Origin of the sequence: Brevundimonas sp. C43 (assembly GCF_030732185.1) — a bacterium.
In the GTDB taxonomy this organism is placed as follows: domain Bacteria; phylum Pseudomonadota; class Alphaproteobacteria; order Caulobacterales; family Caulobacteraceae; genus Brevundimonas; species Brevundimonas diminuta_C.
This window is the reverse complement of the sequence record NZ_CP132231.1, coordinates 1,211,128-1,236,693: the sequence shown is the minus strand read 5'-3', so window position 1 is coordinate 1,236,693 and position 25,566 is coordinate 1,211,128. Positions and strand designations below refer to the sequence as shown.

24 protein-coding genes and 1 pseudogene are annotated in these 25,566 nt (G+C 66.7%); 20 read left to right on the top strand and 5 right to left on the bottom strand.

Annotation, left to right across the window (positions count from 1 at the left end; all coding sequences use genetic code 11):
- Both Q9R14_RS06235 and Q9R14_RS06230 read right to left on the bottom strand, forming a co-directional pair.
- Positions 1 to 1,566: a DEAD/DEAH box helicase gene (locus Q9R14_RS06235; RefSeq protein ID WP_306003843.1), complete on the bottom strand. Its 1,566-nt coding sequence runs from the start codon at positions 1,564 to 1,566 to the stop codon at positions 1 to 3.
- Positions 1,567 to 1,812: 246 nt separating this feature from the next.
- Entirely contained in the window at positions 1,813 to 2,418 is a 606-nt protein-coding gene (locus tag Q9R14_RS06230) for a hypothetical protein (RefSeq protein WP_306003842.1), read from the bottom strand.
- A gap of 184 nt (positions 2,419 to 2,602) precedes the next feature.
- Here Q9R14_RS06230 and Q9R14_RS06225 point away from each other — a divergent pair, with 184 nt between their 5' ends.
- Both Q9R14_RS06225 and Q9R14_RS06220 read left to right on the top strand, forming a co-directional pair.
- A complete protein-coding gene (locus Q9R14_RS06225; protein ID WP_039243620.1) occupies positions 2,603 to 3,466 on the top strand; it encodes a 50S ribosomal protein L11 methyltransferase in 864 nt (287 codons plus the stop codon).
- Positions 3,467 to 3,475: 9 nt separating this feature from the next.
- Positions 3,476 to 5,281: an aminopeptidase P family protein gene (locus Q9R14_RS06220; protein ID WP_306003841.1), complete on the top strand. Its 1,806-nt coding sequence runs from the start codon at positions 3,476 to 3,478 to the stop codon at positions 5,279 to 5,281.
- A 1-nt stretch (position 5,282) separates the two neighbouring features.
- Here the strand turns inward: Q9R14_RS06220 and Q9R14_RS16380 are convergent, their stop codons facing one another.
- Positions 5,283 to 6,362 carry a patatin-like phospholipase family protein gene (locus Q9R14_RS16380; RefSeq protein ID WP_371929769.1) on the bottom strand — a complete coding sequence of 360 codons (1,080 nt, stop codon included), beginning with the start codon at positions 6,360 to 6,362 and terminating at the stop codon, positions 5,283 to 5,285.
- Positions 6,363 to 6,511: 149 nt separating this feature from the next.
- On the opposite strand from Q9R14_RS16380, the gene Q9R14_RS16375 reads away from it, so the two are divergent.
- Positions 6,512 to 6,826, top strand: coding sequence for a hypothetical protein (locus Q9R14_RS16375; protein WP_371929768.1), 315 nt, complete (start codon positions 6,512 to 6,514; stop codon positions 6,824 to 6,826).
- Here Q9R14_RS16375 and Q9R14_RS16370 read toward each other — a convergent pair.
- Positions 6,733 to 6,951: pseudogene (locus Q9R14_RS16370) on the bottom strand (cyclic nucleotide-binding domain-containing protein); the annotation flags it as partial. The gene Q9R14_RS16375 and the pseudogene Q9R14_RS16370 sit on opposite strands and share 94 nt — an antisense overlap.
- A 718-nt stretch (positions 6,952 to 7,669) precedes the next feature.
- Between Q9R14_RS16370 and serS the strand changes: the two are divergent.
- The 9 genes from serS (at position 7,670) to Q9R14_RS06170 (ending at position 15,591) form a co-directional block, all read left to right on the top strand.
- Positions 7,670 to 9,073 carry a serine--tRNA ligase gene (gene serS / locus Q9R14_RS06210; RefSeq protein WP_306003840.1) on the top strand — a complete coding sequence of 468 codons (1,404 nt, stop codon included), beginning with the start codon at positions 7,670 to 7,672 and terminating at the stop codon, positions 9,071 to 9,073.
- 2 nt (positions 9,074 to 9,075) lie between these two features.
- Positions 9,076 to 9,468: a hypothetical protein gene (locus tag Q9R14_RS06205; protein WP_199060474.1), complete on the top strand. Its 393-nt coding sequence runs from the start codon at positions 9,076 to 9,078 to the stop codon at positions 9,466 to 9,468.
- A gap of 2 nt (positions 9,469 to 9,470) precedes the next feature.
- Positions 9,471 to 10,265, top strand: a complete 795-nt coding sequence (gene surE / locus Q9R14_RS06200; RefSeq protein ID WP_306003839.1) for a 5'/3'-nucleotidase SurE — start codon at positions 9,471 to 9,473, stop codon at positions 10,263 to 10,265.
- On the top strand, positions 10,262 to 10,906 hold the full coding sequence (locus Q9R14_RS06195; protein ID WP_306003838.1) for a protein-L-isoaspartate(D-aspartate) O-methyltransferase: 645 nt from the start codon (positions 10,262 to 10,264) through the stop codon (positions 10,904 to 10,906). Before surE ends, Q9R14_RS06195 begins: the two co-directional genes overlap by 4 nt.
- 198 nt (positions 10,907 to 11,104) lie before the next feature.
- On the top strand, positions 11,105 to 12,184 hold the full coding sequence (locus Q9R14_RS06190; protein ID WP_306004127.1) for a peptidoglycan DD-metalloendopeptidase family protein: 1,080 nt from the start codon (positions 11,105 to 11,107) through the stop codon (positions 12,182 to 12,184).
- Between the two features lie 103 nt (positions 12,185 to 12,287).
- The gene (gene yajC, locus Q9R14_RS06185; RefSeq protein WP_306003837.1) at positions 12,288 to 12,599 is read left to right on the top strand and encodes a preprotein translocase subunit YajC; all 312 of its coding nucleotides are present in this window, start codon (positions 12,288 to 12,290) and stop codon (positions 12,597 to 12,599) included.
- Between the two features lie 36 nt (positions 12,600 to 12,635).
- A complete protein-coding gene (gene secD / locus Q9R14_RS06180) occupies positions 12,636 to 14,228 on the top strand; it encodes a protein translocase subunit SecD (RefSeq protein ID WP_055804957.1) in 1,593 nt (530 codons plus the stop codon).
- Entirely contained in the window at positions 14,228 to 15,217 is a 990-nt protein-coding gene (secF, locus tag Q9R14_RS06175; protein ID WP_039243629.1) for a protein translocase subunit SecF, read from the top strand. The genes secD and secF overlap by 1 nt, the downstream gene beginning before the upstream one ends.
- Positions 15,218 to 15,303: 86 nt before the next feature.
- Positions 15,304 to 15,591, top strand: a complete 288-nt coding sequence (locus Q9R14_RS06170) for a hypothetical protein (protein ID WP_306003836.1) — start codon at positions 15,304 to 15,306, stop codon at positions 15,589 to 15,591.
- Positions 15,592 to 15,630: 39 nt separating this feature from the next.
- Here the strand turns inward: Q9R14_RS06170 and Q9R14_RS06165 are convergent, their stop codons facing one another.
- Positions 15,631 to 16,836, bottom strand: coding sequence for a pyridoxal phosphate-dependent aminotransferase (locus Q9R14_RS06165; RefSeq protein WP_242076655.1), 1,206 nt, complete (start codon positions 16,834 to 16,836; stop codon positions 15,631 to 15,633).
- 99 nt (positions 16,837 to 16,935) lie between these two features.
- On the opposite strand from Q9R14_RS06165, the gene Q9R14_RS06160 reads away from it, so the two are divergent.
- From Q9R14_RS06160 to rodA, 8 genes are all read left to right on the top strand, one after another.
- Positions 16,936 to 17,970 (top strand): hypothetical protein, encoded by a 1,035-nt coding sequence (locus tag Q9R14_RS06160; RefSeq protein ID WP_306003835.1) that lies wholly within the window; start codon positions 16,936 to 16,938, stop codon positions 17,968 to 17,970.
- A gap of 4 nt (positions 17,971 to 17,974) precedes the next feature.
- Positions 17,975 to 18,688 (top strand): TVP38/TMEM64 family protein, encoded by a 714-nt coding sequence (locus Q9R14_RS06155; RefSeq protein WP_306003834.1) that lies wholly within the window; start codon positions 17,975 to 17,977, stop codon positions 18,686 to 18,688.
- A 73-nt stretch (positions 18,689 to 18,761) separates the two neighbouring features.
- On the top strand, positions 18,762 to 19,217 hold the full coding sequence (locus Q9R14_RS06150) for a hemerythrin domain-containing protein (RefSeq protein WP_371929784.1): 456 nt from the start codon (positions 18,762 to 18,764) through the stop codon (positions 19,215 to 19,217).
- Between the two features lie 220 nt (positions 19,218 to 19,437).
- The gene (locus tag Q9R14_RS06145; RefSeq protein ID WP_017504801.1) at positions 19,438 to 20,478 is read left to right on the top strand and encodes a rod shape-determining protein; all 1,041 of its coding nucleotides are present in this window, start codon (positions 19,438 to 19,440) and stop codon (positions 20,476 to 20,478) included.
- 151 nt (positions 20,479 to 20,629) lie between these two features.
- Entirely contained in the window at positions 20,630 to 21,775 is a 1,146-nt protein-coding gene (gene mreC, locus Q9R14_RS06140) for a rod shape-determining protein MreC (RefSeq protein ID WP_306003832.1), read from the top strand.
- Positions 21,772 to 22,290 (top strand): hypothetical protein, encoded by a 519-nt coding sequence (locus Q9R14_RS06135; RefSeq protein ID WP_306003831.1) that lies wholly within the window; start codon positions 21,772 to 21,774, stop codon positions 22,288 to 22,290. The genes mreC and Q9R14_RS06135 overlap by 4 nt, the downstream gene beginning before the upstream one ends.
- The gene (gene mrdA / locus Q9R14_RS06130) at positions 22,287 to 24,317 is read left to right on the top strand and encodes a penicillin-binding protein 2 (RefSeq protein ID WP_242076648.1); all 2,031 of its coding nucleotides are present in this window, start codon (positions 22,287 to 22,289) and stop codon (positions 24,315 to 24,317) included. The genes Q9R14_RS06135 and mrdA overlap by 4 nt, the downstream gene beginning before the upstream one ends.
- Positions 24,314 to 25,468, top strand: coding sequence for a rod shape-determining protein RodA (gene rodA, locus Q9R14_RS06125; RefSeq protein ID WP_039243638.1), 1,155 nt, complete (start codon positions 24,314 to 24,316; stop codon positions 25,466 to 25,468). Before mrdA ends, rodA begins: the two co-directional genes overlap by 4 nt.
- The last annotated feature ends 98 nt before the right edge of the window (positions 25,469 to 25,566 follow it).

Sequence of the window (25,566 nt, the reverse complement as noted above, 5' to 3'; positions counted from 1 at the left end):
TCAGGCGCGGATAACGACGGGCCGACGCAGGAAGGCGGGGATGTCGTCGCCGAAGCCACGCACGCCCTGGCGCTGCGTGTCGCCCTTGTCGGCCTTGCGGTCACCGCGGCGATCGGATTGCAGCAGATGCGGCTCACGATCTGCACGGTCGGGACGTGGGGCGCGAGCCGTCTCGACGGGTTCGACGGTCGCTTCCGCCTCGACTGCAGCGGCGACGGGAGCCGCGACTTCGACCGGCGCCTCGGGGCGGGCCTTGCGGCGGCTGCGGCTGCGGGGTGCCGCGACCTCTTCAGACGATGGCGCGGCGGTGACGGCGGCGATGTCGACAGGCTCTGCGGACGGGGTGGGCGCGCTGCTGGTACGAGACCGGCTGCGCCCGCGTTCGCCCGAGCGTTTGTCGTCGCGGCGCGGGCCGTCCTTGATGGCGGCGAAGTCGATGCCGTCAAGAACCAGCTCTTCCGGGTCTTTCTTGATCAGCTTCAGCACCTTATCCAGCGACTTGTCGTCGGCCGGGGTCACGATCATGAAGGCCTGGCCCAGCTTGCCGGCGCGGCCGGTGCGGCCGATGCGGTGGACATAGTCGTCGGCGTGGTGCGAGACGTCATAGTTGAAGACGTGGCTGACGTCCGGGATATCCAGTCCGCGCGCGGCGACATCTGACGCCACCAAAATCTTGAGCGCGCCCGAGCGGAAGTCCGCCAAAGTCTTCATCCGGTGCGACTGATCCAGGTCGCCATGGATCGGCGCGGCGTCGAAACCGTGGGTCTTCAGCGACTTGGCGACGATATCGACTTCAGATTTGCGATTGCAGAAGACGATGCCGTTGCGCACGTCCTCACGACCGACCAGGGCGCGCAGGGCGGTCCGCTTGGCCTTGGGGTCCGAGGTCGGGATGCGGACGATATATTGGGTGATGGTGTCGGCGGTCATCGCCGGACGCGAGGCCTCAATCCGGGTCGGATCCTTGAGGAAGGCGGTTGTCAGGCGCGTGATCTCCGGCGGCATGGTGGCCGAGAAGAACAGGGTCTGGCGGCGCGGCGGCGTAAGTTTGAAAATGCGCTCGATGTCGGGGATGAAGCCCATGTCGAGCATGCGGTCGGCCTCGTCGACGACCATGATCTCGACGCCGGTCAGCAGCATCTTGCCGCGTTCGAACAGATCCAGCAGGCGGCCGGGCGTGGCGATCAGGACGTCGACGCCCTTGTTCAGCGCCGCGACCTGGTCGCCCATGGAGACGCCGCCGATCAGCAGGACCCAACTGAGCTTGGTGCCCTTGGCGTATTTGGCGAAGCTCTCGGCGACCTGATCGGCCAGTTCGCGCGTCGGCGCCAGGACGATTGCGCGCGGCATGCGGGCCCGAGCGCGGCCGGTGGACAGGCGGTCGACCAGGGGCAGGGTGAAGGCGGCGGTCTTGCCGGTGCCGGTCTGGGCGATGCCGAGCACGTCACGGCCGGCGAGGGCGACGGGGATCGCCTGTTCCTGAATTGGCGTGGCGGTCGTGTAGCCGGTGTCGGCGACGGCCTGAAGGGTCGTGGGCGAAAGGCCCAGTTGCGAAAATTCGGTCATGAATCCTTGGGAGAGAAAGCGTCTGCGTGCATAGCAGCGACGGAACCGCCCCTCTTTGGGCGAGCGGGCGGCGCGGATCGCAGACCTGTCCCGAGGCTGGGGGGCATATAGAAGCCCCTGCGCAGAAGTCAAGTATTCCTGGTTTTTCGCTCAGCCGGCCGCACGTCGTAAATCGCGGTCCCGAAAACGAAAATCGCCGGACGGGCGAGCCGTCCGGCGATCTGCTGGATCAGAGAGGAAGTGCGATCAGCGCTTGCCGAAGATCATGTCGCCCAGCTTGGCGAAGAAGCCCTTTTCCTCGGGCTTGGCGGCGGGCACCGGCGCCGGCTTGGGGGCTTCGACCGGCTTGGCAGCGGGAGCCGGCGTCGGCGCGGGCGCCGCAGCGGCGGGCGCAGCAGCGGGTGCGGGCGCAGCGGCGGGCTTGGGCGCGGCGACGGGCTCGGCAGGCTTGGGCGCAGCTGCGGCCGGCTTGGCGACAGGCGCGGCCTTCGGGGCGGCGGCGGGTTTCGAAGCGGCGGCCTTGGGGGCGGCAGTTTTGGTTGCTGCAGGCTTTGCCGCCGTCGCCTTCGGTGCGGCCGCTTTCGGCGCTGCAGGCTTCACTGCCGTCGTGGCGGCGGCGGGTTTGGGTGCAGCAGCCTTCGGCGCGGCTTTCGGAGCAGCCTTGGCGGCAGGGGCGGTTTTCGGCTTGGCTGCGGCCTTGGCGGCGACCGGCTTAGCAGCAGGCTTGGCGGCGGCGGGTTTGGGCGCCGCAGCCTTGGGCGCGACAGCCTTCGCGGCGGCGACCTTCGGCGCAGCGGCTGCCGGCTTAGCAGCGGCCTTGGGCGCAGCGGTTTTCTCGGCGGTGGTCTTCACGGCGCTCGACTTCGGCGCGGCTTTAGGCTTGGAAGCGGCGGTCGCCGGCTTTGGCGACGCTGGTTTAGACGTAGACGGTGACTTGGCCATGTATTCCCCGACCCCTCGGTTTGATAAAAACGCGGCGGCGACGGGCTCACAGCGCCGGATCGCTACGATTCGCCATATTACCGGTGTTTGAAAAATGTCCGAGTCCGCACTTCAGATAATCGCCCGTGGCCCTCGCGCCGCCGCAGAGGCCGCCGCAGAGGCCGTCGACGCCGATCCGCGACTGGAAGGCGCGACCTATTCGATCCTGGAAGAGGACGAGGACAACGACGTCTGGCGCATCGACGCTTTTCCCACGACCGATGACGAGGTCGAGGGGCTGAAGGCGGTGCTGGCGGGCTATCCGGTGACGGTGCTGGTGGAGAAGCTGGCGGACGCCGACTGGCTGGCCATGTCGCTGTCGGGTCTGCCGCCGGTCGAGGCCGGACGGTTCTTCGTCTATGGCGCGCACGATCAGGGCAAGGTGCCCGAGGGCCGCGTCACGCTGAAGATCGACGCCGGCGCCGCATTCGGCACGGGCCACCATGGCACCACGGTCGGCTGCCTGGAGGCGTTCGACAAGCTGCTGGAGACCGAAAGCTTTGAGAAGGTGCTGGACGTCGGTTGCGGCACGGGCGTGCTGGCGATCGCGGCGGCCAAGACGGGCACGCCCATCGCGGTCGGCACCGACATCGACGAGCCCTCGGCCCGGATCGCCAATGAGAACGCCGAGATCAACGAGGCCAAGTGCGACTTCTATTTCGCCGATGGTCTCAGCGATCCGCGCATCGCGCAGCACCAGCCCTATGACCTGGTGTTCGCCAATATTCTGGCCGCGCCGCTGGTGCATCTGGCGCCCGAGATCGGGGCCGCGCTGAAGAGCGGCGGGGTCGCGATCCTGTCGGGCCTGCTGCGCACGCAGGAGGAGCGGGTGCTGGAGGCCTATCTGCCGCTGGGCTTCACGGTGGAACAGACTATCCATCACGACGCCTGGAGCGCCCTGCAACTGCGCAAGGGCTGAGGATCGATCATGCGCCAGACTTTCGACGAGACGACCGACCCGTCCTTTGGGGCCAAACATCTGCCGCTGCTGCGCGCCGAAATGGCCAAGCAGGGGCTGGACGGGTTTCTGATCCCGCATGAGGACGAGCATCAGAACGAGTATCTGCCGGACGCCAATGAGCGCCTGGCCTGGGCGACCGGCTTCACCGGCTCGGCCGGGGCGGCGGTGGTGTTTCAGGATCGCGCCAGCATGTTCACCGACGGTCGCTACACCGTTCAGGTCAAGGCCCAGACCGATCCGGCTCTGTTCGAGCGACGCGACCTCAACGACGTGGCGGCCTATCTCGAGACAGCGGCGAAGGGGGCGGTGATCGGTTATGATCCGCGTCTGCACAGCCCGGATGCGCTGGTCGCCCTGAAGGCGGCGGCGCAGAAGGCGGGGGCCGAGTTGCGCGCCGTGGACGCCAATCCGCTGGATATGGCGTGGGGCGCCGATCGTCCGGCCCAGCCGACGGCGCCGGTCGTGCCGCATGAGGACGTCTATTCCGGCGAAAGCCACGCGTCGAAGCGGGCGCGGATCGGCAAGGCCGTGGCGGACGCCGGCGCAGACGCGGTGGTGCTGACGGCGCCGATGTCGATCGCCTGGCTGTTCAATGTGCGCGGCGGGGACGTGATCCGGTCGCCTCTTCCGATCGGTCAGGCCATCCTGGCGGCGGGCGGCAAGGCGCGGCTGTTCCTGGACCCGGCCAAGGTGACGAACGCGTTGCCGGCCTGGCTGGGCGACGATGTCCGCATCGAGGCGACCGAGCAGCTGCCGGCTGCGCTGGACGGGCTGTCGGGCCGAAAGGTCATGATCGATCCGTCGCTGTCCTCGGCCTGGTATTTCGACCGGCTGGACGCGGCGGGCGCGACGGTTGTGCGGGCGATGGACCCATGCGCCATTCCCCGCGCAGCCAAGAATGCGGTGGAGATCGAGGGCAGCCGCCAAGCGCATATCCGCGACGGGGCGGCGCTGAGCCGGTTCCTGCACTGGGTCGATACAGTGGTGCAGGAGACCCTGCCGGACGAGCGCGAGGTGGTCGAGGCGCTGGAGCGGTTCCGCGAGGAGACCGGGGCGTTGCAGGACCTGAGTTTCGACACCATCGCCGGGGCCGGGTCGAACGGGGCCTTGCCGCATTACAAGCCGGTGGGCGCCAGCATTCGCAAGGTCGAGAAGGGCTCGCTGCTGCTGGTGGACGGCGGCGGCCAATATCTGGACGGCACGACCGATGTGACCCGCACCATGGCGGTGGGCGAACCGAGCGAAGATCAGCGCCACAAGTTCACCCTGGTGCTGAAGGCGCATATCGCCATGGCGACGATCCGTTTCCCGGCGGGGACCAGCGGAATGGCGCTGGACGCCATTGCGCGGGCGCCGATGTGGGCGGCGGGGCTGGATTACGATCACGGCACCGGCCACGGCGTCGGCAGCTATCTGGGGGTCCACGAGGGGCCGCAGCGGATCGCGAAATGGGGCACGTCCCAGCCGCTGCTGGAAGGGATGATCCTGTCCAACGAGCCCGGCTATTACCGCGAAGGCCACTGGGGCATCCGCATCGAGACCCTGCAGGTGGTCACGCCGGCGGTGGTCCCCGAAGGCGGCGAGCGGCCGATGCACAGGTTCGAGCAGCTGACGTTCGCGCCCATCGACCGCAAGCTGATCGCGGTCGAGATGCTGACGCCGGACGAGCGGGCCTATGTCGACGCCTATCACGCCGAAACCCTGGCCAAGGTCGGGCCGTTGATGGACGGCGAGGCGCTGGACTGGTTGAAGCGGGCCTGCGCGCCGCTGTGAGCTAGAGCACCGGGACCCGTCGCCTCAGGTGGGTGACGGGGACCATCAGTTCGGCCAGCGCGGCCTTCATCGCCTCATAGCCCGTGGCGACGGGGCCGTCGTAGGTTTTCCAGTCGCGAATGTCGCTGCCGGCGACCTGGGGCAGGACCAGAATGTCCGCGTCGGCGCGCGACTGGGTCATCTCGACATCGGTGGTGATGGTCGCCGAGCGCATCAGGATGGAGACGATGGGCGGGCCGGCCTTCCAGGCACCGGAAAGGACCCATTTCCACCAGGACGGCGGATTCTCCAGCGCCTGGGGATCGACGCCGCGCGTCTGGGACATGTCCACGCCGATGATCGGGCCGCTGTTCAGCTGGCGCATCACGCTGGTGGGGAAGTTCTTCAGAACGGCGCCGTCCACCAGCACCTGACCGTCCATCACGACCGGCGGCAGGACGCCGGGAATGGCGATGGAGGCGCGCATGGCCCGACGCATCAGGCCCGTGCGATGCGCCTCGATCCGGCCTGAGGTCAGGTTGGATGAAACGGCGAAGAAGGGCAGGGCCAGGTCCGCCAGGTCGATGTCGCCGTAAGCCTGCTCCAGCAAACGGGCGACCTTGCGGGCGCGGGACATGGCGATGATCGGCACCGCGAGGTCGGACAGCGGATCGGACTCGACGAAGGCGCGCCGGATCTCGAAATCCAGCCGTTCGAAGGACCAGCCCAGGGCAGGGCCGGCGGCGACGACCGCGCCCATGGAGGCGCCGCCCGCGAAGTCGATGGGGACCTTGGCCTCTTCCAGGGCCCGGATCGCGCCGATGTGGCAATAGGCCCGCGCGCCGCCGCCGGACAGGACCAGGCCGATCGCCGTGCCGGTGACGACGCGGGCGATCCGCTCGGCGTCCTTGGCTAGTCCTTCGACGCAATGGAACCAGCGGTCGGGCTGTAGCGCATCCAGCCAGACGCGCGTGTTGGCCGGATGATGCATGCGCGGATCGCGCAACAGGATCAGGTCGGTCAGGCGGCGACCGTCGCCGAAGCCCTGGCGGCGCGGCACGGCGGACGGCGGCGCCAGAAGGCCGCTGCCGACGATGAACATCCGGTCCACCTGACGCGCGCAGACTGGCCCAGGCGGGCTGATCCTGTTCGGCGACATAGAGGACGTAGTCGTGGTCGCCTTCCACCCGGCTGAACCACTCTGACGCCGAGGCCAGGGCCGACTGGTCGATGACCTGACAGGTGAAGCCCATGGCCTGGATGGCGGCGGCGATGCGTTCGACGAAGGCGCGAATGGGGCGTGGGCGGGCCGAGACGAAGCCGAAGACGCTGGGCTCGGATGCGCCAGCGGTGCGCTCGCGGGCGCGGTGGATCATCAACCGCGACAGTTCGACCATCAGGTCCGGCTCGGTGCGTGCGGCCTCGAAAAACGCTTCGCGCGGCAGGGCCAGGATCTCGCTGTCCCTCAGGGCGACGACGGTGGCGGTGTGCGGCGTGCCGGCCAGCATGGCCATCTCGCCCACCGGCTCGCCCGCCTTGACCACGCCCAGCATGTGCGGCGGCTGATCCGCCTCCATCCGAAACACGCCCAGACGGCCGGAGCGGACCAGATACAGGGTGTCGGCCGGGTCGCCCTGGGCGAACAGCGGCTCGCCGCCGGTCAGTGCGAACCAGCTGGCCCGGTCGACCATGCGACCTTCGAAGATGCGCGCGAGCGAGGTCGCCAGCGTGTCGGGGCGAAGCGTGGCCATGGTCCGTTTGTAGGCCCGATTCTGGAGCGGGTGAATGGGTATGACGCTCCGCGCGGGGGGTTGGCCTGCAAGCTCGGGGCGCCGAGCGGTGGCGGTCTTATCGCCTAACCCCATAAGCCTGCGACGGGCGGGTCGGAGCAGCGATCCCCGATCCCCGGTTCGGCCGAGTATCCCCCTCGGCCCTGCGACGCGACTGCGGACGCCGGGGCGATTCCCCGGCCGATCAGCCCCGGCGCCGCGATGGGATTTCACCATCGCCCCCGTTCCCTCCGCTCCCGCCGCCGCAAGGTCGCAGGCCAGGCGAGCCCTCCATGCGACGAGACGGGGGTATTATGGGCCGTTTGACCCCGTGGATGGGAGAAGGGAGACATAACTCGGCAAGCGGTTGAAATCGCTGCGGATGGACCAGCGGTATTGCGATGGCTGAGCATCGTCTCCTCCCCATTCATGGGGAGGTGGCTCGAAGCGCAGCGAAAAGACGGAGGGGCTGTTCAGATCATCGCGGGCGCCGGTGGGATTTCAAGAACCCCTCCACCGCTTCGCGGTCCCCCTCCCCGCAGAGCAGGGAGGAGACGATGATGCGAGCTTCCCGCGTTGCCCGATTCCGCGCAGGCGGGTAGAGCGTTCGGCTTCTTCCGCCCAGCCGAAGTTTCAGACCATGCATGACATCAGAGCTATTCGCGAGAACCCCCAGGTTTACGTGGCGGGCTGGTCGTCGCGCGGGGTGGACGAGGCCGATGGGCTGGTGGCGGACATCCTGCGGCTGGACGGCGAACTGCGTCACGCCCAGACGACAGGGCAGGACGCCCTGGCCAAGCGCAACGCGGCCTCCAAGCTGATCGGCGCCGCCATGGGGCGCAAGGACATGGCCGAGGCGGATCGGCTGAAGGCCGAGGTCGAGGCGTTGAAGGGCGATATCGCGGCGGCGGCCGAGGTCGAGGCGAAGGTCGGCAAGCAGCTGCGCGACCTGCTGGCGGGTTTGAAAAACCTCGCGGCCGAGGACGTGCCGGACGGCGAGGACGAGGCGGGTAATGTCGAGGTCTCGACCTGGGGCGAGCCGCGTCTGACGGGTCCGGCCAAGGATCACGCCGACCTGGGCGAGGCCCTGGCGATGCTGGACTTTGAGGCGGCGGCGAAGATGTCGGGCGCGCGGTTCGCGGTGCTGAAGGGCCAACTCGCGCGGCTGGAACGGGCTGTGGGCCAGTTCATGCTGGATCTGCAGACGGATCAGCACGGCTATCTGGAGGTGAACCCGCCGCTTTTGGTGCGGGATGAGGCTATGTTCGGCACGGGACAGTTGCCGAAGTTCGAAGATGACCTTTTCCAAGCCATCGATGTCAGCTTCGCTGATTTGAAAGCCAAAGCGGTCGAACAAGCCGTTCATGCAGATGACGCTGGCGAGCAGTTCGATACGACCGACTACGCATTGGGAAGCTTAAAGGACACGCGACGGTTCCTCATCCCCACCGCCGAAGTCTCCCTCACCAATCTCGTGCGCGAGAACATCCTGTCCGAGGACGACCTCGCCACGCCGATGCGGATGACGGCGTTGACGCCGTGCTTCCGGGCCGAGGCGGGGTCGGCGGGGCGCGATACGCGCGGGCTGATCCGCCAGCACCAGTTCTCGAAGGTCGAGATGGTGTCGATCGCACGGCCGGAGGACTCAGACGCCGAGCATGAGCGGATGACGCAATGTGCAGAGGCCGTGCTGAAGGCGCTGGAGCTGCCGTTCCGGCGGATGCTGCTGTGCAGGGGCGACATGGGCTTTTCGGCGCAGAAGACCTTCGACCTGGAGGTCTGGCTGCCCAGCCAGGGGACCTATCGCGAGATCAGCAGCTGCTCGAACTGCGGCGACTTCCAGGCGCGGCGCATGGATGCGCGGTTCAAGCGGGCCGGCGAGAAAAAGACGGAGTTCGTCCATACGCTGAACGGCTCGGGCCTGGCGGTCGGCCGGACGCTGGTGGCGATCATGGAAAACTATCAGCAGGACGACGGGCGGATCGCCGTGCCGAAGGTGTTGCAGCCCTATATGGGCGGTCTGACCCAAGTCGGAGGAGTTTGATCATGAAGACGCTGAGCCTGATCGTCGTCGCAGCAGCCGCAGCCCTGTCGGCCTGCGCCTCGACCACGACCCTGACCAATCCCAACTTGGATACGAACGCTTCGGAGTTCACAGGCTGGGTGCGGGTGGCGAATGGAGAATTCCAGCTTTATCAGGCGCAGCGCGATCTGCGCATGCCGCCGTCCGCCCTTCGGTGCGTCAGCGGCGCGCTGCCGTTCAATCAGCAGAACGCGGCGCAAGACCTGGGAGGCTCCAAAGTGGTCTTCACAGGCCGGGCCGTGCCCTGGAGCGAAAGTGACGGCGTTCAGACCATGCGTCATGAGGGCGCGCGGATCACCAACCAGTGCCGTGGCGACTATGTCATCAAGGCCCAGTCGGTTCGGGTGCTGCGCTAGGTATGCGGATTCTCCTGACCAACGACGACGGCATCGAGGCCGAAGGTCTGGAATGCCTCGAGCGGATCGCGCGCACGCTGAGTGACGACGTGTGGGTGTGCGCGCCTGCGGTCGAGCAGTCGGGCAAGGGGCGGGGGATCACCTTGACCGAACCGCTTCGGGTGCTGAACCAGGGCGAGAAGCGGTTCGCGGTGACCGGCACGCCGACCGACTGCGTCGTCCTGGCGGTCAACGACCTGATGCCGGAAAAGCCCGATCTGGTGCTGTCGGGCGTCAATCGCGGGCACAATATCGGCGAGGACGTCAGCTATTCCGGCACGGTGGCGGGCGCCTTGCAGGGGATGGCTTTCGGCATCCGCTCCATCGCCCTGAGCCAGAGCCTGGAGCGATTCCACGACGAGGTGGTCGCGCACTGGGAGACGGCCGAAGCCTTCGCGCCTGCGATCATCAGCCGGCTGCTGGACCAGAAATGGGCGAACGGGGTGGTGATGAACCTGAACTTCCCCAACCGGCCCCCGGGAGCCGTCGATCAGGTCGAGGTGACGACCCAGGGCTTCCGCAACGTCGGCGAGATGCATGCGGTGCGGCGCACGGACCTGCGCGGACGGGACTATTACTGGATGAGCTTCCGGGGCGAAAAGCAGGAGCATGCCGAGGGCACGGACCTGCGGGCGATCGAAGAAGGGCGGATCTCGGTCACACCGCTGCATATCGACCTGACGCACATGACCAGCGTGAATGACCTGAAGAAGGTGCTGGGCGGGGCGCCGCCGAAGAGCGTGGCGACCGCCGCATGAACCTGCACGACGACCGGGCCGGGCGGCTGATCCTGTCGCTGCGGCAGCAGGGGGTTATGGACCCGCGCGTGCTGAAGGCGATGGAGAGCATCGACCGCGCGGTCTTCGTGCACGAGAAATTCCTGGATCAGGCGTGGGAGGATCAGGCGCTGCCGATCGACTGCGCCCAGACGATCAGCCAGCCCTATATCGTCGGACTGATGACCCAGGCGCTTGAGGTGCAGGCGCGACATCGGGTTTTGGAGATCGGCACCGGCAGCGGGTATCAGTGCGCGGTGCTGAGCCGGCTGGCGCGCTATGTCTATTCGGTGGAGCGGTATCGCAGTCTGCTGGTCGAGGCCGAAGCGCGGCTGCGGGTGCTGAAGATCGAGAACGTTATCACCAAGCACGGCGACGGCGGCCTGGGCTGGGCCGAACAGGCGCCCTTCGACCGGATCATGGTCACGGCCGCCTCGCCGACCGAGCCGACCGAACTGCTGAAACAGCTGAAGCCGAACGGGGTGCTGGTCGCGCCTGTGGGGCGCACGTCGGTGCAGATGCTGCATCGCTACGTCGGACAGGGCGACGGGTCGTTCCACCGCGAAAGCCTGACGGAAGTGCGTTTCGTGCCCCTGGTCGAGGGGACGGCGAAGGAGGGGTGACGAGTGAGTCGTGAATAGTGAGTGGTGACTAGGGCGCCATAAGGCGACTGCTCACGAATCACCACTCACTAATCACACCTGGTTCCGCCCGTTAACCTTCGCGCCCCAATTCCGTGCGGTTTGCGGGGTTGGCTTATGGGGCGCGAGCGGGCACACCGGGCGGGCGAGTTTAACCACGAATGGGAGCAGCCGGTGGCGATGATTTCGGGCTGGATGAGAGCGGTTCTGGTCGCGGGGGCGGCGTTGAGCACGGCGGCCTGCATCAGCTATCCTTCGGAGCCGCGCTATTCGACGCATGCGAACCCGGCGCCGGCCTATGGTCCGGGGCAGGGCGCCTATCCGCAGCAGCCGACCTATCCGAACGCGGGCCAGAATTCAAACCAGCCCCATCGACCGGCTCCTTATGAATCGCCGCCGCCCGCGACGGCGCCGATCGGTCCGGTGGACGGCGGAGCCTTGCCGCCGACGGTCAATGTCGGTCCGAGCCAACCGACCTATCAGCCGCCGGCGTCGCAGCCGCCCGCCTATACGCCGCCGTCCTATCCGTCGTCGTCGGCCCCGGTGCGACCGGGCGCGGCCTATATCATCCAACCGGGCGACACGATTTCGGGCGTGGGACGTCGGTTCCAGACCCCGGTCCAGACGCTGATCGACCTGAACGGCCTTGGCCCGCGCGGGGCGATCACGACGGGCCAGCGAATCATCCTGCCTGAAGCGGCGGTGGATACCGGCCGCGACCCTTACGCGACCGGCGCCTCGCCCGTCGGCGTGCTGGTGCCCAACAACGGCGCCGTGCCGCCGCCCCCGCCGCCGCCCTCGGGCAATGCGGCGCTGCCGGTCCAGACGCGGCCTGTCGAACAGACCAACGCCGCCGGCGCCGCTGCCGGTCAGCCGAACCTGCTGTGGCCCGTGCGCGGCGACATCGTGCGGCGTTTCGGCCCGGTCGGCATGGGCGAGCGGAACAACGGCATCAACATCGGCGCCTCGGCCGGCGCGACGGTCAGCGCCTCTGCGGCCGGGCGCGTGGCCTATGTCGGCAGCGATCTGGTGGGGCAGGGGCTGACAGTGCTGATCGTGCACGCCAACGGCTGGCGCACGGTCTACGGCCATCTGGGTTCGGCGACGGTCAAGGATGGCGACGACGTGCGCGCGGGCCAGCAGATCGGCACCGTGGGGCTGACGGCCGGCGACGGACGCCCCTCGATCCACTTCGAGACCCGTCAGATGCGCGGCGACGATCCGGTCGCCGTCGATCCTTTGACAGTGTTGCCCAGGTAGCGCTTTCGCCGCGTTGCAATCTGCGAGGCGCGGCCCTAGGTTCCGCGCCTCGTTTTAATGGGGGCTCCGACGAGGGCTACCCTTCTATGTTCGGAGACGACCCATGGGCGCTGAAGGCGGCTTGACGGCGCAGTTGATCGGGTTTGCGCCCATCATCGGTATTTTCATCCTGTTCTACTTCCTGCTGATCCGTCCGCAGCAGAAGCGCGCCAAGGAACACGCGACCGCCATCGCCGCCGTCAAGCGTGGCGACACCGTCGTCCTGGGCAGCGGCATGATCGGCAAGGTCACCCGCGTCGAAGAGTCCGAGGTCAACGTCGAGATCGCCCCCAGCGTCAATGTGCGCGTGGTCAAGGCCATGATCGCCGAGGTGCGCAACCGCACCGCCATCGCCGCCAACGATTCCAAGGCCTGATACGCTCGCGTATCCGCCGATACCTGGACCGCCCTCATGATTCAGCTGTCGCGCTGGAAAGTCATTCTCGTCGTCGTCGCGGCCGTCCTCGGCTGTCTGCTGGCGTTCCCGAACCTGTTGTCGGATCAGCAGCGCGAGGCGCTGCCCGGCTTCATGCCCAAGAACAAGCTGAACCTGGGGCTGGACCTTCAGGGCGGTTCGTATCTGCTGCTGGAAGTCGATGTGCCGGCGATGCGCGAAAAGCGCGTCACCAACCTGATCGAAGACGTTCGGGTCACGCTGAACGGTGCGGGCGTCGCCACCAACGGCTTCCAGCGTGAAGCCGGCGGCGTGGTCGTCACCCTGGCCAATCCGGCTCAGGGCGATGCCGCGTTCAAGGCTCTGCAGCAACTGGGCGGTCAGGTCGGACCGGGCGGCCAGGCCGAACGCACCGCCACGCGCCTGGGCGACAACCGCATCCGCTTCGCCTATACCGACGCTGCGCTGAACGGCATGGGCGCGACGGCCGTGGACCAGTCGATCGAGGTGGTGCGCCGCCGGATCGACAGCCTGGGCACGCGCGAACCCTCCATCACCCGCCAGGGCGCCGACCGGATCGTGGTCCAGGCGCCGGGCGAGAGCGATCCGAGCAAGCTGGAAGAAGTGATCGGCCAGACGGCGCAGCTGACCTTCCAGATGGTCGATGTCGAGAACTCGGTTCAGGACGCGCTGGCCGGCCGTGTGCCGCCCGATTCCGAACTGCTGCAAGGCGAGGACGGCACGCCCTATCTGGTCAAGAAGCGCGTGCTGGTATCGGGCGAGAACCTGACCCGCGCCGGCGTCGGTTCGGACCAGAGCGGCCGCCCGGCCATCGACTTCCGCTTCGACGGCGCCGGCGCGCGTCGCTTCGGCGAAGCCACCGCCGCCAACCTTCAAAAGCCCTTCGCCATCATCCTGGACGGCAAGGTCATTTCGGCCCCGACGATCCAGAGCGCGATCACCTCGGGCTCGGGTCAGATCACCGGCAACTTCTCGATCCAGGAAGCGGCGACGCTGGTGAACCTGCTGAACGGCGGCGCCCTGCCGGCGCCGCTGAACGTCGAGGAGCGCCGCACCGTGACGGCCGAACTGGGCGCGGACGCGGTCGCCGCCGGCGCCCTGTCGACCGCCGTCGGCTTCGCCATCATCGTGCTGTTCATGATCCTGGCCTACGGCCTGCTGTTCGGCGGCGTGTCGGTGGTCGGCCTTGTGCTGAACGGCGTGCTGATCGTGGCGGCCATGTCGTTGACCCAGGCGACGCTGACCTTGCCCGGTATCGCCGGTCTGATCCTGACCTTCGCGGTCGCGGTGGACGCCAACGTGCTGATCTACGAGCGGATGCGTGACGAGGCCCGGGCGGGACGCAGCGTCATCGCCTCGATGGACGCCGGCTTCAACAAGGCCATGGGCACGATCATCGACGCCAACCTGACCACCCTGGTCGCGGCGGGCATCATGTTCGTGTTCGGCGAAGGCCCGGTTCGCGGGTTCGCCTGGACCCTGACCATCGGTGTGTTCACCTCGGTCTTCTCGTCGGTCCTGGTCGCCCAGGTCCTGCTCGGCTACTGGCTCAAGACGGCCAAGCCCAAAAAACTGCCGATCGCGGAGTGATGGCGATGCGTGGATGGCCCCTCATCAAACTGCTGCCGCAGAAGACGAATTTTCACTTCGTCAAATATGCGCGGTTCGCCGGCGTTCTGTCGGTGATCCTGTGCGTCGCGGCGATCGTGTCCTGCTTCTATCCCGGCCTGAACATGGGCATCGACTTCCGGGGCGGCGCCTCGATGGAAGTGTCCAAGCCGGCGGGCCAGACGATCGAGCTGGATCGGGTCCGCGAGGCCGTGAACGGCCTGAACCTGGGCGACGTCCAGGTCCAGGGCATCGCGCGCCGCGACACCAATGTCGATGACGGCTCGACCGCCATTCTTCGCTTCCAGGTGCCGGAAGGCCGCGATCAGACCCAGGTGGTCAATCAGGTCGAGGGCGCCATCAGCGGCGCGGTCGGTCAGGTCAACTATTCGGGCGTCAGCGTCGTCGGCTCCAAGGTGTCGGGCGAGCTGTTCACCTCGGGCCTGTTGGCTCTGGGCGTCGCGATCGGCCTGATGTTCCTCTATATTTGGTTCCGGTTCGAGCCGCAGTTCGGGTTTGGCGCCGTGGTCGGCCTGTTGCACGACGTGATCCTGACGTTCGGGCTGATCGTGCTGTTCAAGCTCGAGTTCAGCCTGAATATGGTCGCCGCCGTCCTGACCGTCATCGGCTATTCGATGAACGACACCGTCGTCGTGTTCGACCGCCTTCGCGAGAACCTGCGCAAGTACAAGACCATGCCGCTGCGCGACGTGATCGACCTGTCGCTGAACGAGACCCTGTCGCGGACCATCATCACCGGCGTGACCGCCGTCATGGTGCTGGCGGCCCTGGCCATCTTCGGCGGCGAGGCCCTGTTCGGCTTCTCTATCGCCCTGATGTTCGGCATCATCATCGGCACCTATTCGTCGATCTATGTCGGCGCGCCGATCATCCTGCTGTGGGGCGTCAAGCGCGGCGCCCTGGCCGACGACGCCAAGCCGGTGAAGCTGGGCATGGCCAGCCGGCCGTAGGTCGAGCGCCAGCGTCGAAAGTTGGGCCGTCCCGGCATCGCTGGGGCGGCCTTTTCCTTGGACGGCGTCCGTGCAAGGCTGAGCCTATGAAAGCGCTCGTCTATATCGCCGCCGCCCTCGCCCTGACTGGCGCCCTGACCGGCGGACTGTCCGCCTGCACCGACAGCAAGCGGGCGCGCAATGACGCCACCTGGGGCGACAAGCCGGCGGATATCACTTGCTGGACCTATGGGGTGGAGAACTTCAAGGGACGATCGACGGGCAAGGTTGAGTACAACGACGGCGGCCGGATCGCCTTCGTGGACGCATCGAACAACCGCTACACGACCATCGATGGCGACTGCCGGGTGGTTTACAGCCAGCCGGTCAAATAGGGCAGGCGGGCGGAGGCCGGAGCCTCCGCCCTTCGTCGATCAGCGCAGCGAGGCGGTGAAGCGCTGGATGCGGGTGCAGGCTTCTTCCAGCACGGCGTCCGAGGTGGCGTAGCTGATGCGGAAATAGGGGCTGAGGCCAAAAGCCTCGCCCTGGACGACGGCGACGCCCTCGGCGTTCAGCAGTTCGGCGGCGAAGGTGGAATCGCCGTCGATGACCACGCCCGTTTCCGTGGTCTTGCCGATCAGTGCGGCGATCGACGGATAGACGTAGAAGGCACCCTCGGGCGTGGCGCAGGTGACGCCGGCCGCCTGGTTGAGCATCGAGACGACCAGGTCGCGGCGCTTTTCGAAAGCGGCCTTGCGCTCGGGGATGAAGTCCTGCGGCCCGTTCAGCGCCTCGACGGCCGCCCACTGGCTGATGCTGGACGGGTTGGACGTGGTCTGGCTGGCCACCTTGCGCATCAGGTCGATCAGCGGCTTGGGCCCGCCGGCGTAGCCGATGCGCCAGCCAGTCATGGCATATGCCTTGGAGACGCCGTTGACCGTCAGGGTGCGATCGATCAGGTCCGGCGCCACCTGGGCGATGGTGGTGTACTCGAAGTCGCCATAGACGAGGTGCTCGTACATGTCGTCCGTCAGCACCCAAACGTGGGGGTGGCGACGCAGGACCTCGGCCAAGGCTTCCAGTTCGGCGCGGGTGTAGGCGGCGCCGGTGGGGTTGGACGGGCTGTTCAGGATCAGCCACTTGGTGCGGGGCGTGATCGCGGCCTCCAGCACGGCCGGCAGCAGCTTGAAACCGTCCTTCTCCTCGCCAACCACGGTCACGGGCTCCCCGCCGGCCAGCAGCACCATGTCGGGATAGCTGACCCAGTAGGGGGCGGGCACGATGACTTCGTCGCCGGGGTTCAGCGTGGCGACCAGGGCGTTGAAGATGACGGGTTTGCCGCCCGGCGCGACGTGGATGTGGGCCGCCGTATAGTCGAGAGCGTTCTCGCGCTTGAACTTGGCCACGATGGCCGCCTTCAGTTCGGGCATGCCGTCGGCGTCGGTGTATTTCGTCTCGCCGCGGTTGATCGCGTCGATCGCGGCCTGTTTGATATTTTCGGGGGTGTCGAAGTCCGGTTCGCCGGCGCCCAGGCCGATCACGTCGCGACCTTCGGCTTTAAGCTTCCGGGCCTGCGCGGTGACGGCGATGGTGGCCGAGGGCTTGACGCGGGCGAGGGCGGAAGATTGCAAGCTGGACATGAACTATCCCGTGGTTTTGGAAGTTTTTGCCGGGGAGGCGGGGTTGTTTACGTGCGCAGAACGGCATGCGCAAATGATCCGATGTGTCGGAGATGAAGAATGCTGATCGCGACTTTTCTTGCCGCCTTGTTTACGAGCCAGGCCGAGCCGCCTCGGGCCTGCCGCGACGACAGCTGGCGTGACCGTTGCGCGGCGGAGGATCGAGCTCGGGTCGAGAACCTGCTCAGCATAGCTTCGATAGAAGAGGAGGCGCGAAGCGAGTCAGAAGTCTACCGCGCTCGTTATGTGGACGGATACGGGCGCGATTTGCCTGTTGTCGCTTTCGTGAGACGGCCAGGACAGGATCCAACGGTTGAGGTTTCCGGCACGAACGGCCGCAAGCTGACGGCGCCGGTCGGTCCTGAAGGCTGGGACGCGATCGTCGCAGGGTCTCGCTTCGCGGATCGTGTTTTGGCGCCATTGCCGTCACAGCCAAATGCTGCAGGTTCGCCGCCGTCCATGCCGAGCATTTGTCTCCATGCCTGGGTCGTTTCGGTCGAAATGGCCAACAGCCAGGTCGCGCGCCACAAGACCGAACCGGTTCGAAGGGCGACACAAAGCGGTTGTGACGGCGAACTGACCGTGGATTACGCCTTTGATCTGGCGAAGCGGGCAGTTGAAGCCTTGGGGCCTTGCCAACTGCTTGACGAGAAAAAACAGCGAAACAGCGTGACCATTCTGGAGACTTGCCTCGGACTAGAAGGGGATCGCTTCGCGGCGGCCACACTCTGGAACCGGCAATCCGAGGGGCGACCGCGCTATGGGCTCGATCCCAAAGACCCCGGTGTCTGGCGTGCCTATCTCGGCACAAACGGATCGCCGACGCTGGACTGGCAAGGCGAGGTGACAACGACGGATCGGGGACGCGACAACCGGGTGGCTGAGGCGATTGTTGCGCGACTGGGCCAAACACCGATGTCGTTTCGGCCGACAAAATTCCGCGGGCTAAGTCGAACACGAGCGCAGATCGAAGGCGCAGTAGAAGCGGAAGGCGGTCGTACTGCGCCCTATCGCCAGATATGGGTCTGGGATCCCAATCTATCGGAATGGATGTTGGAACGCTGGACCGTGGAGCCGTTCTCCGTCACGGACTGACGTCATGAGTCGGTTTTTCGATTTCCTGTCGAATATGGAGGCGCGTCGCTGGCGCGCCGTGCTGGCGACGGCCCTGCTGCTGGGCGCGATGATCGCCCTGTTCGCTGTGGGCAAAAGCCAACTGGGGCTGGAGGCCGAAGGGCGGCTGGAAGCTTGGCTGGCCGGATTCCGCCAAGGGCCTTGGGGCCTGGTCGCCGCCATCGTGGTGTTCACGGTCTCGGCTTTCTTTGGGGCGCCGCAGTTCATCCTGATCGCCGCCTGTGTCGTGGCGTTCGGGCCGTGGTTCGGCTTCCTCTACAGCTGGATCGCGACGGTCGTGTCGGCGGGCGTGACCTACTGGCTGGGACGCGGACCCACGGCGCGGTTGCTGGCGCGGCACGGCGGCAAGACGGTCGGACGGCTGACGCGGTTCGTCGGCAAGAACGCCTTCTACGCCAGCTTCATGATCCGCAATGTGCCATCTGCGCCGTTCATCGTCGTCAACATGGCGTTCGGGGCGGCGAGGGCGTCTTTCCCGGGCTTTTTGGCAGGATGCGCGCTGGGCGTATTGCCGAAGACCGCTCTGGTCGCCTTCTTCGGCGGATCCTTCATGACGGCGGTCAGCGGTGACGGCATCTGGACCTCGGCCATACTGGCTGGCGTGGCGCTGGCCTGGCTGGCGCTGATGCTGGTGGTGCGTGAACTGGTCAAGCGGCGCGAGATCGCGCGCGGCGACTGAGGGAATTTGCTTAGCCTGCTATTTAGAGTCTCTTCACCCACAGGTTGCATGATGGCTTGTGGGAGGCATCGCTATGGATGTCGAGGTTCTAAAAACGCAGCACGGGCGGATCATACGATTGGCCAGCGCCTTGGGCGGGACCGCCGCCGTTCTGAATACGTCGGATGATGCGACACGCGCCCGCGAGTTGATGAGCGCGCTGAACGTCGCCCTGACCGAGCATCTGGCGATTGAGGACGGTGAACTCTACCCTGTCCTGATGCAGTCCGAAGATGTGTCGGTTCGTGACCTCGCTCAGCATTACGTCGAGGACATGGGCGCGCTCAGCGGGGTTTGGGCGCACTATTTCATGGAATGGACGCAGGCCCGAATTCTAGCGGATCGTGACCGGTTCGCCGGTGTGACCAAGGGGTTGATCGGCGCGCTGGCGCACAGGGTCGCGCGCGAGGAAGACACGCTGTATCCGACGATGCTGGCCGCCACGAATTTTGGCTTGGGCCCACAGGGGCGGAGCAGGGCGGCGTTCTAGTCATGGCGTCCACAGGCGTCGCGCCTCGATAGCCCTCTGCACATGACGACACTGTCATCGGGGCTTGTAATCCCGGTTTCATACGGGCAAACCCGCCGCTAGTAGGCGTGGCGAAGACGATCAGGAACTGTCCGGCGTGGGGATGTCAGGGCAGTTGGGGCGTCGCCAGGTCGACTGAGACATCTAGACGCCCTGCCAGCTAACAACGGTATCGATTCCCATGAGCTTCTCCCTTTTCGGCGCGATCTCCAACGACATCGCGATGGACCTGGGCACCGCCAACACCCTGATCTACATGAAGGGCAAGGGCATCGTCCTGAACGAGCCGTCGGTCGTGGCGCTGAGAAACGTCGGGGGGCGCAAGGTCGTCCACGCCGTGGGCATCGAAGCCAAGCAGATGCTGGGCCGCACGCCGGGCCACATGGAGGCGATCCGCCCCATGCGCGACGGCGTCATCGCCGACTTCGAAGTCGCCGAAGAGATGATCAAGCACTTCATCCGCAAGGTTCATAACCGAAAGGGCTTCGTGAACCCGAAGATCATCGTCTGCGTGCCCTCGGGCGCCACGGCGGTCGAGCGTCGCGCGATCAACGACAGCTGCCTGAACGCCTCGGCGCGCCGCGTGGGCCTGATCGACGAGCCGATGGCGGCCGCGATCGGCGCCGGCCTGCCGATCCATGAGCCGACCGGCTCGATGGTCGTCGACATCGGCGGCGGTACGACCGAAGTCGCCGTCCTGTCGCTGTCGGGCATCGTCTATTCGCGTTCGGTCCGCGTCGGCGGCGACAAGATGGACGACAGCATCATCAGCTACATGCGCCGCAACCATAACCTGCTGATCGGCGAAACGACCGCCGAACGCATCAAGAAAGACATCGGCACCGCCCGCATCCCGGCCGACGGCGAAGGCCTGTCGATCGAGGTCAAGGGTCGCGACCTGATGCAGGGCGTGCCGCGCGAAGTGCGCATTTCGGAGCGTCAGGCGGCGGAAGCCCTGGCCGAGCCGGTCACCCAGATCATCGAGGCCGTGAAGGTCGCGCTGGAAGCCACGCCGCCGGAACTGGCCGCCGACATCGCCGACAAGGGCATCATGCTGACGGGCGGCGGCGCCCTCTTGCGCGGTCTGGACGTCGAGATTCGCGATCACACCGGCCTGCCGGTTTCGGTCGCCGACGATCCGCTGTCGTGCGTGGCCATCGGCTGCGGCCGCGTGCTGGAGCACCCGCGCTGGATGAAGGGCGTGCTCGACTCCGCGCTTTGATCCGCCCGTTGCGGCCGGGTGAAAGCGTGGTTGCAAATCCTTGTCTAGCCTGCGTGATCACGGTTCCATTCCGGCCTTGATTTTGCGATAGGCAGGTTCAGCGGCAGGGGGCGTCCTGCCGATTCCAACCCCTTTGAGTGGAAGGTCGCCCGTGGCGTTTCGCGACGGCCCTTTTGAAAACATCAAGGTGCCGCTGGCGTGGACCGCCGCGGTCGTCGTCGTCGTGGCTGTCATCGGCGCGATCGTCCTGTTGCTTGGCGACCGGACGACGTCCGAGGGCGGCTCGACCATGGGCGCGGCGCGTGGCGGATTCGAAGCGGCGGCCGGGCCTGTCGGCGGGGTCTTCGCCGCGCCGGTGCGTTGGGCTGGGGCCGCGCGCGACTATGTCGGCGGCTATTTCTTCGCCATCGGCGAGAACCGCCGCCTGAAGGCCGAGATCGCCGAACTGCGCGGCTGGCGCGACGAAGCGATCGCACAAAAGAACATCAACGGCCGCTATGAGGCCCTGCTGGGTCTGCGCACCGAGCCGCCGGTGCCCATGGCCACGGGGCGAGCGATTTCGGAATCGCGCGGTCCCTTCTCCAACGCCAAGCTGATCGACGTCGGTTCGGCCAAGGGCGTGCGGATCGGCAACCCGGTCGTGACGGAACACGGTCTGGTCGGGCGAATAACCGGCGTGACGGGCGGCGTCAGCCGCGTCGTGCTGCTGACGGATGTGGCGTCGCGCACCCCAGTGATGATCGAGCGGACCGATGCGCGCGCCATGCTGACCGGCGACGGCGGCGACAGCCCGCGTCTGGAATTCATTCGCGGATCCGGTTCGATCAAGGCGGGTGACCGCATCCTTAGTTCGGGCGACGGCGGCGGTCTGCCGCGTGGGCTGCCGATCGGGGTCGCCGCCAAGGGCGTGGACGGCGCCTGGCGGGTCAAACTGTTCAGCGATCACGGCGCGATCGACTATGTCCGCGTGCTGCTGTTCCAGAGCTTTGGACAACTGGTCAGCCCGAACGCCTTGAACGCGCCGCCGCTCGCAGGCCTGACGACGGCGCCGGAGCCGAGCGCGACCGAGGTCGGGGCTATACGTGACGCCGCCGCCCGTCGCGCGGCGGCGCAACAGGCCCAGGCCGACCGGGCGCGTGCTGCGGCCGCGACGCCAGCGCCAACGCCTGCGCTCGCCGCTGGGCCGACGGCGGCTCGTCCGGCTGCGACGTCTCCGAGGCCTGCGGCTTCGACCCCGTCGCCTGCACCGACGGCGTCCAGCCCTGCGCCGACGCCCGCTCCGGGAGGCGCTGCGTGAGACGGCCCGTCGCGGTTCGCGTTGTCGGACCTCTTCAGTGGATCGTCTATCCGGCCATGCTCGTCCTCGCCGCGACGGTCATTCTGGGAACGCCGCTCCAACTGTTCGGTCTGCATCTGCCCGAGCCGGTCATTCCGATGATCCTGGCCTTCGCCTGGCCGTTGATCCGGCCGTCGATGCTGGCGCCAGCGGTGTTGTTTCTAATCGGCCTTTTCCTGGATCTGTTCTGGAATACGCCGCTGGGCCTTTGGGCGCTGTGCCTGATGAGCGTCTATGGAACGGTGCTGCTGTCGCGCAATCTGCTGGCGGGGCATGAGGGGCTGATCCGCTTCGGAGCCTATGCCGCCTGTACGCTGGGCGCCTTCTTTCTGGCCTATCTTGTGGTGACCATGCGAGCGACGAACGCGCCGGCGATTCTTCCGCTGGTCGGACAGGTCGCGCCGACGCTGCTGCTGTATCCGATCGCCAACTGGATGCTTGAGCGATTCGACGACGGAGATATTCGGTTCCGATGAGCGGCGAGCCCTCCATCTTCTTTGCCGATGTGAATGAGCGTCAGGGGTCATTCCTGCGGCGCACCTTCGTGTTCGGCGGGGCGACGGCGTTGGGGATCACGGCCTTGATCGGGCGGCTGGGCCAGCTGCAGGTCGTTCAGGCTCAGGAATATGCGACGCTGTCGTCGCAGAACCAGTTCAACTTTCGCATGGTCCCGCCGCCGCGCGGCCTGATCAAGGACCGCAACGGCGTCGTCATCGCCGGCAACCGACCGAGCTTCCGTGTGCTGGTGGTGCGCGACGAGACCAAGGACCTGGACCAGACCCTGGACCTTCTGGGACGGCTGTTGCCCGACACGCTGGAGCGCCGTCGCGCCATCATCCGCGACGTCAATGCGGCGTCCAAGTTCAACCCGGTGCCGGTCAAGAGCGACCTGACATGGGAAGAGTTCGCCAAGGTCAATCAGTACGCCAACGAACTGCCTGGCGTGATGGTCGATATGAACGAGGCGCGCTACTATCCGTTCGGCGGATCGTTCGCCCACGTCATCGGCTATGTGGCCAAGGTGTCGGACCGGGACGTCAAGGCGATCCGCGACAAGGGCGAGCAGCCGCCCGCCCTGCTGTTCAACCCCAGCTTCCGCATCGGCCGCCAGGGCGTCGAAAAGGCGCTGGATATGTCGCTGCGCGGCGAGCCGGGCGGCAATCGGGTCGAGGTCGATGCGCGCGGTCGCGTCGTCGCCGAGGATATTGGCGGCTCGCGGCCGGCCGTGCCGGGCAAGGAAGTCGTCCTGACGCTGGACGCCGACGTCCAGAACCGCGCGCTGGAGGTGTTTGGCGATGAGTCGGGCGCCTGCGTCGTCATGGACGTGCGCAACGGCGACATTCTGTGCATGGTCTCGGCGCCGTCGTTCGACCCGAACCTGTTCGTCGGCGGGGTGCCGACCAAGACCTATCGCGCGCTGGCTGACTATGAACGCAAGCCGCTGCTCGACAAGACGCTGAACGGCACCTTCCCGCCGGGATCGACCTTCAAGCCGACGACCGCTCTGGCTCTGCTGGAGGCGGGCGTCGATCCCAACATCAGCGTCTTCTGCAGCGGCGCCTATCGCACCGGCAACCGCGTGCAACGTTGCTGGGGGCGGCATGGCACCCAGAATATGCACGACGCGATCAAGAACTCTTGCGACGTCTATTTCTACGCCATGTGTAACCGCGCGGGCGTGGACAATATCCGCAAGGCTGGGCTGGCGCTGGGCTTCGAGCATGAGTTTGACATCGGCGTCGGCAACCAGCGCAAGGGTCTGTTGCCGTCCACGGAATGGAAGGCGCGAACCTTCCCGCGCGATCCGGTCTGGCATCCCGGAGAGACGACCTCGGTCGCTATTGGCCAAGGCGCGATCACGGTGAACGCCCTGCAGCTGGCGGTCATGACCTCGCGTCTGGCGAACGGGAAAAAGCAGCTTCAGCCGCGCCTGATCAAGTCCATCGGCGGCGTCGAACAGCCCAGCGGGGCCGAGGCGCCGGACCTGCCGTTCGATCCGTCCCACGTCGAATATGTGCGTCAGGGCATGATCGCCGTGGCCAACGATCGATCCGGCACCGCATATCGCCAGAGCCAGTTGGGCCTGGGCGACATCCAGATGGCCGGCAAGACCGGCACGGCGCAGGTCCGGAACTACGGCTCCGGCTCGCGCAAGAGCAATATCTGGGCGCTGAAGGACCACAACCTGTTCGTGGCCTTCGCGCCGGTGGATGCGCCGCGATATGCGGTCGCCGTCATCGTCGAACACGGGGGCAAGGGCGGGGCGACCGCCGGCGCGCCGCGTGCGCGCGAGGTGATGCGCACCGTGCTGCTCAAGGATCCGGACATGCGAGCCCGCATCGAACGGCCGCTGCCGCCCGAACCGACCGGCGACGCCATCGTCGAGGACGGGGTGGTCGGCGCCGCGCCCGAGCCCGATGTCGTGGCCCCGCCGCAACCGAGCCGCCCTGCGCCGTCTGCAACCAGCGGGCCGCGTCCCTATCTGTCCGAGCCCGGCCGATGACCGCCTCGGCCCTGTCACGTCCCGGCGAGCGCGAACGCGTCTCGACCAAGCTGGGCCAGATCGACTGGCGGCTGACGGCCTTGCTGTGCGTGGTGTCCGGCACCGGCGCCCTGATGCTGTATTCGGTGGCGGGCGGATCCTGGTCGCCGTGGGCGATGAAACACCTGATCCGGTTCGGCCTTTGTCTGGCGCTGATGCTGATGCTGTCGCTGATCAGCATCCGCTACTGGTTCGCCCTGGCCTATCCCATCTACGGGATGGCGCTGTTTATGCTGGCGCTGGTGGAGACGCCGCTGGGCTATACGGCGCTAGGGGCCACGCGATGGCTGGACCTGGGCTTCACCCGCATCCAGCCGTCCGAGATCATGAAGATCGGCGTCGTGCTGGCCCTGGCGCGCTGGTATCACGGCGCCTCGGCCAAGGAGGCGAGCTTCCATTGGAAGCTGATCTTCCCGGTCGGGATCATCGGCCTGCCGTTCCTGCTGGTCGCGCACCAGCCGGACCTGGGATCGGCCATGCTGATCGGCTTGACGGGCGCGGCGATTATGTTCGTCGCCGGGCTGAGCTGGCGGATCATCCTGCCGCTGATCATCGCCGCCGCCGTGCTGGTGCCGCCCTATGTGATGTTCGGCATGCATGACTATCAGCGTCACCGGGTGCTGACCTTCCTGAACCCCGAGGCCGACATGTCGGACAAGGGCTATCAGATCGTGCAGTCCAAGATTGCCATGGGCTCGGGCGGGCCGCTGGGACGCGGGTTCGGCCTGGGCAGCCAGAGCCAGCTGGAGTTCCTGCCTGAACGCCAGACCGACTTCATCTTCGCCGCCTTCGCCGAGGAGTTCGGTTTCGTGGGCACCTTCACGCTTCTGGCCTCCTATGCCGCCATCATTCTGATCTCGCTGAGGATCGCCTCGCTGTCGCACAGTCACTTCGGGCGATTGGCGGCGTCGGGCGTGACGGCGACATTCGCGCTCTATGTGCTGATCAACGGGGCGATGGTGATGGGACTGGCGCCAGTCGTGGGCGTGCCGATGCCGCTCTTGTCCTATGGCGGCACGGTGATGCTGACCGTCATGATCGGCTTCGGTCTGGTTATGGCGACGCGGGTTCACCGCTATGCCGAACTGCCCAAGGGCCACGGTCTGATCTGACGTTACGTCAGCTAAGTAATCAGCATTCAGGTTTCGCTTTCTAAGGCGGGGATTTCCTGGATAAGGTCATTCCCAACGATGTCTCGCATCGGTTTCGG

What these genes read in the sequence shown, in the direction of transcription:
- Q9R14_RS06225 (WP_039243620.1), top strand. Translation starts at nt 2,603, where the DNA reads ATGTCCGAGTCCGCACTTCAGATAATCGCCCGTGGCCCTCGCGCCGCC.
- surE (WP_306003839.1), top strand. Translation starts at nt 9,471, where the DNA reads ATGCGGATTCTCCTGACCAACGACGACGGCATCGAGGCCGAAGGTCTG.
- yajC (WP_306003837.1), top strand. Translation starts at nt 12,288, where the DNA reads ATGGGCGCTGAAGGCGGCTTGACGGCGCAGTTGATCGGGTTTGCGCCC.
- Q9R14_RS06195 (WP_306003838.1), top strand. Translation starts at nt 10,262, where the DNA reads ATGAACCTGCACGACGACCGGGCCGGGCGGCTGATCCTGTCGCTGCGG.
- Q9R14_RS06155 (WP_306003834.1), top strand. Translation starts at nt 17,975, where the DNA reads ATGAGTCGGTTTTTCGATTTCCTGTCGAATATGGAGGCGCGTCGCTGG.
- Q9R14_RS06205 (WP_199060474.1), top strand. Translation starts at nt 9,076, where the DNA reads ATGAAGACGCTGAGCCTGATCGTCGTCGCAGCAGCCGCAGCCCTGTCG.
- mrdA (WP_242076648.1), top strand. Translation starts at nt 22,287, where the DNA reads ATGAGCGGCGAGCCCTCCATCTTCTTTGCCGATGTGAATGAGCGTCAG.
- Q9R14_RS06235 (WP_306003843.1), bottom strand. Translation starts at nt 1,566, where the DNA reads ATGACCGAATTTTCGCAACTGGGCCTTTCGCCCACGACCCTTCAGGCC.
- Q9R14_RS06165 (WP_242076655.1), bottom strand. Translation starts at nt 16,836, where the DNA reads ATGTCCAGCTTGCAATCTTCCGCCCTCGCCCGCGTCAAGCCCTCGGCC.
- Q9R14_RS06190 (WP_306004127.1), top strand. Translation starts at nt 11,105, where the DNA reads ATGATTTCGGGCTGGATGAGAGCGGTTCTGGTCGCGGGGGCGGCGTTG.
- Q9R14_RS16375 (WP_371929768.1), top strand. Translation starts at nt 6,512, where the DNA reads ATGGCCTGGATGGCGGCGGCGATGCGTTCGACGAAGGCGCGAATGGGG.
- Q9R14_RS16380 (WP_371929769.1), bottom strand. Translation starts at nt 6,362, where the DNA reads ATGTTCATCGTCGGCAGCGGCCTTCTGGCGCCGCCGTCCGCCGTGCCG.
- Q9R14_RS06220 (WP_306003841.1), top strand. Translation starts at nt 3,476, where the DNA reads ATGCGCCAGACTTTCGACGAGACGACCGACCCGTCCTTTGGGGCCAAA.
- Q9R14_RS06145 (WP_017504801.1), top strand. Translation starts at nt 19,438, where the DNA reads ATGAGCTTCTCCCTTTTCGGCGCGATCTCCAACGACATCGCGATGGAC.
- Q9R14_RS06170 (WP_306003836.1), top strand. Translation starts at nt 15,304, where the DNA reads ATGAAAGCGCTCGTCTATATCGCCGCCGCCCTCGCCCTGACTGGCGCC.
- Q9R14_RS06150 (WP_371929784.1), top strand. Translation starts at nt 18,762, where the DNA reads ATGGATGTCGAGGTTCTAAAAACGCAGCACGGGCGGATCATACGATTG.
- secF (WP_039243629.1), top strand. Translation starts at nt 14,228, where the DNA reads ATGGCGATGCGTGGATGGCCCCTCATCAAACTGCTGCCGCAGAAGACG.
- serS (WP_306003840.1), top strand. Translation starts at nt 7,670, where the DNA reads ATGCATGACATCAGAGCTATTCGCGAGAACCCCCAGGTTTACGTGGCG.
- Q9R14_RS06160 (WP_306003835.1), top strand. Translation starts at nt 16,936, where the DNA reads ATGCTGATCGCGACTTTTCTTGCCGCCTTGTTTACGAGCCAGGCCGAG.
- rodA (WP_039243638.1), top strand. Translation starts at nt 24,314, where the DNA reads ATGACCGCCTCGGCCCTGTCACGTCCCGGCGAGCGCGAACGCGTCTCG.
- secD (WP_055804957.1), top strand. Translation starts at nt 12,636, where the DNA reads ATGATTCAGCTGTCGCGCTGGAAAGTCATTCTCGTCGTCGTCGCGGCC.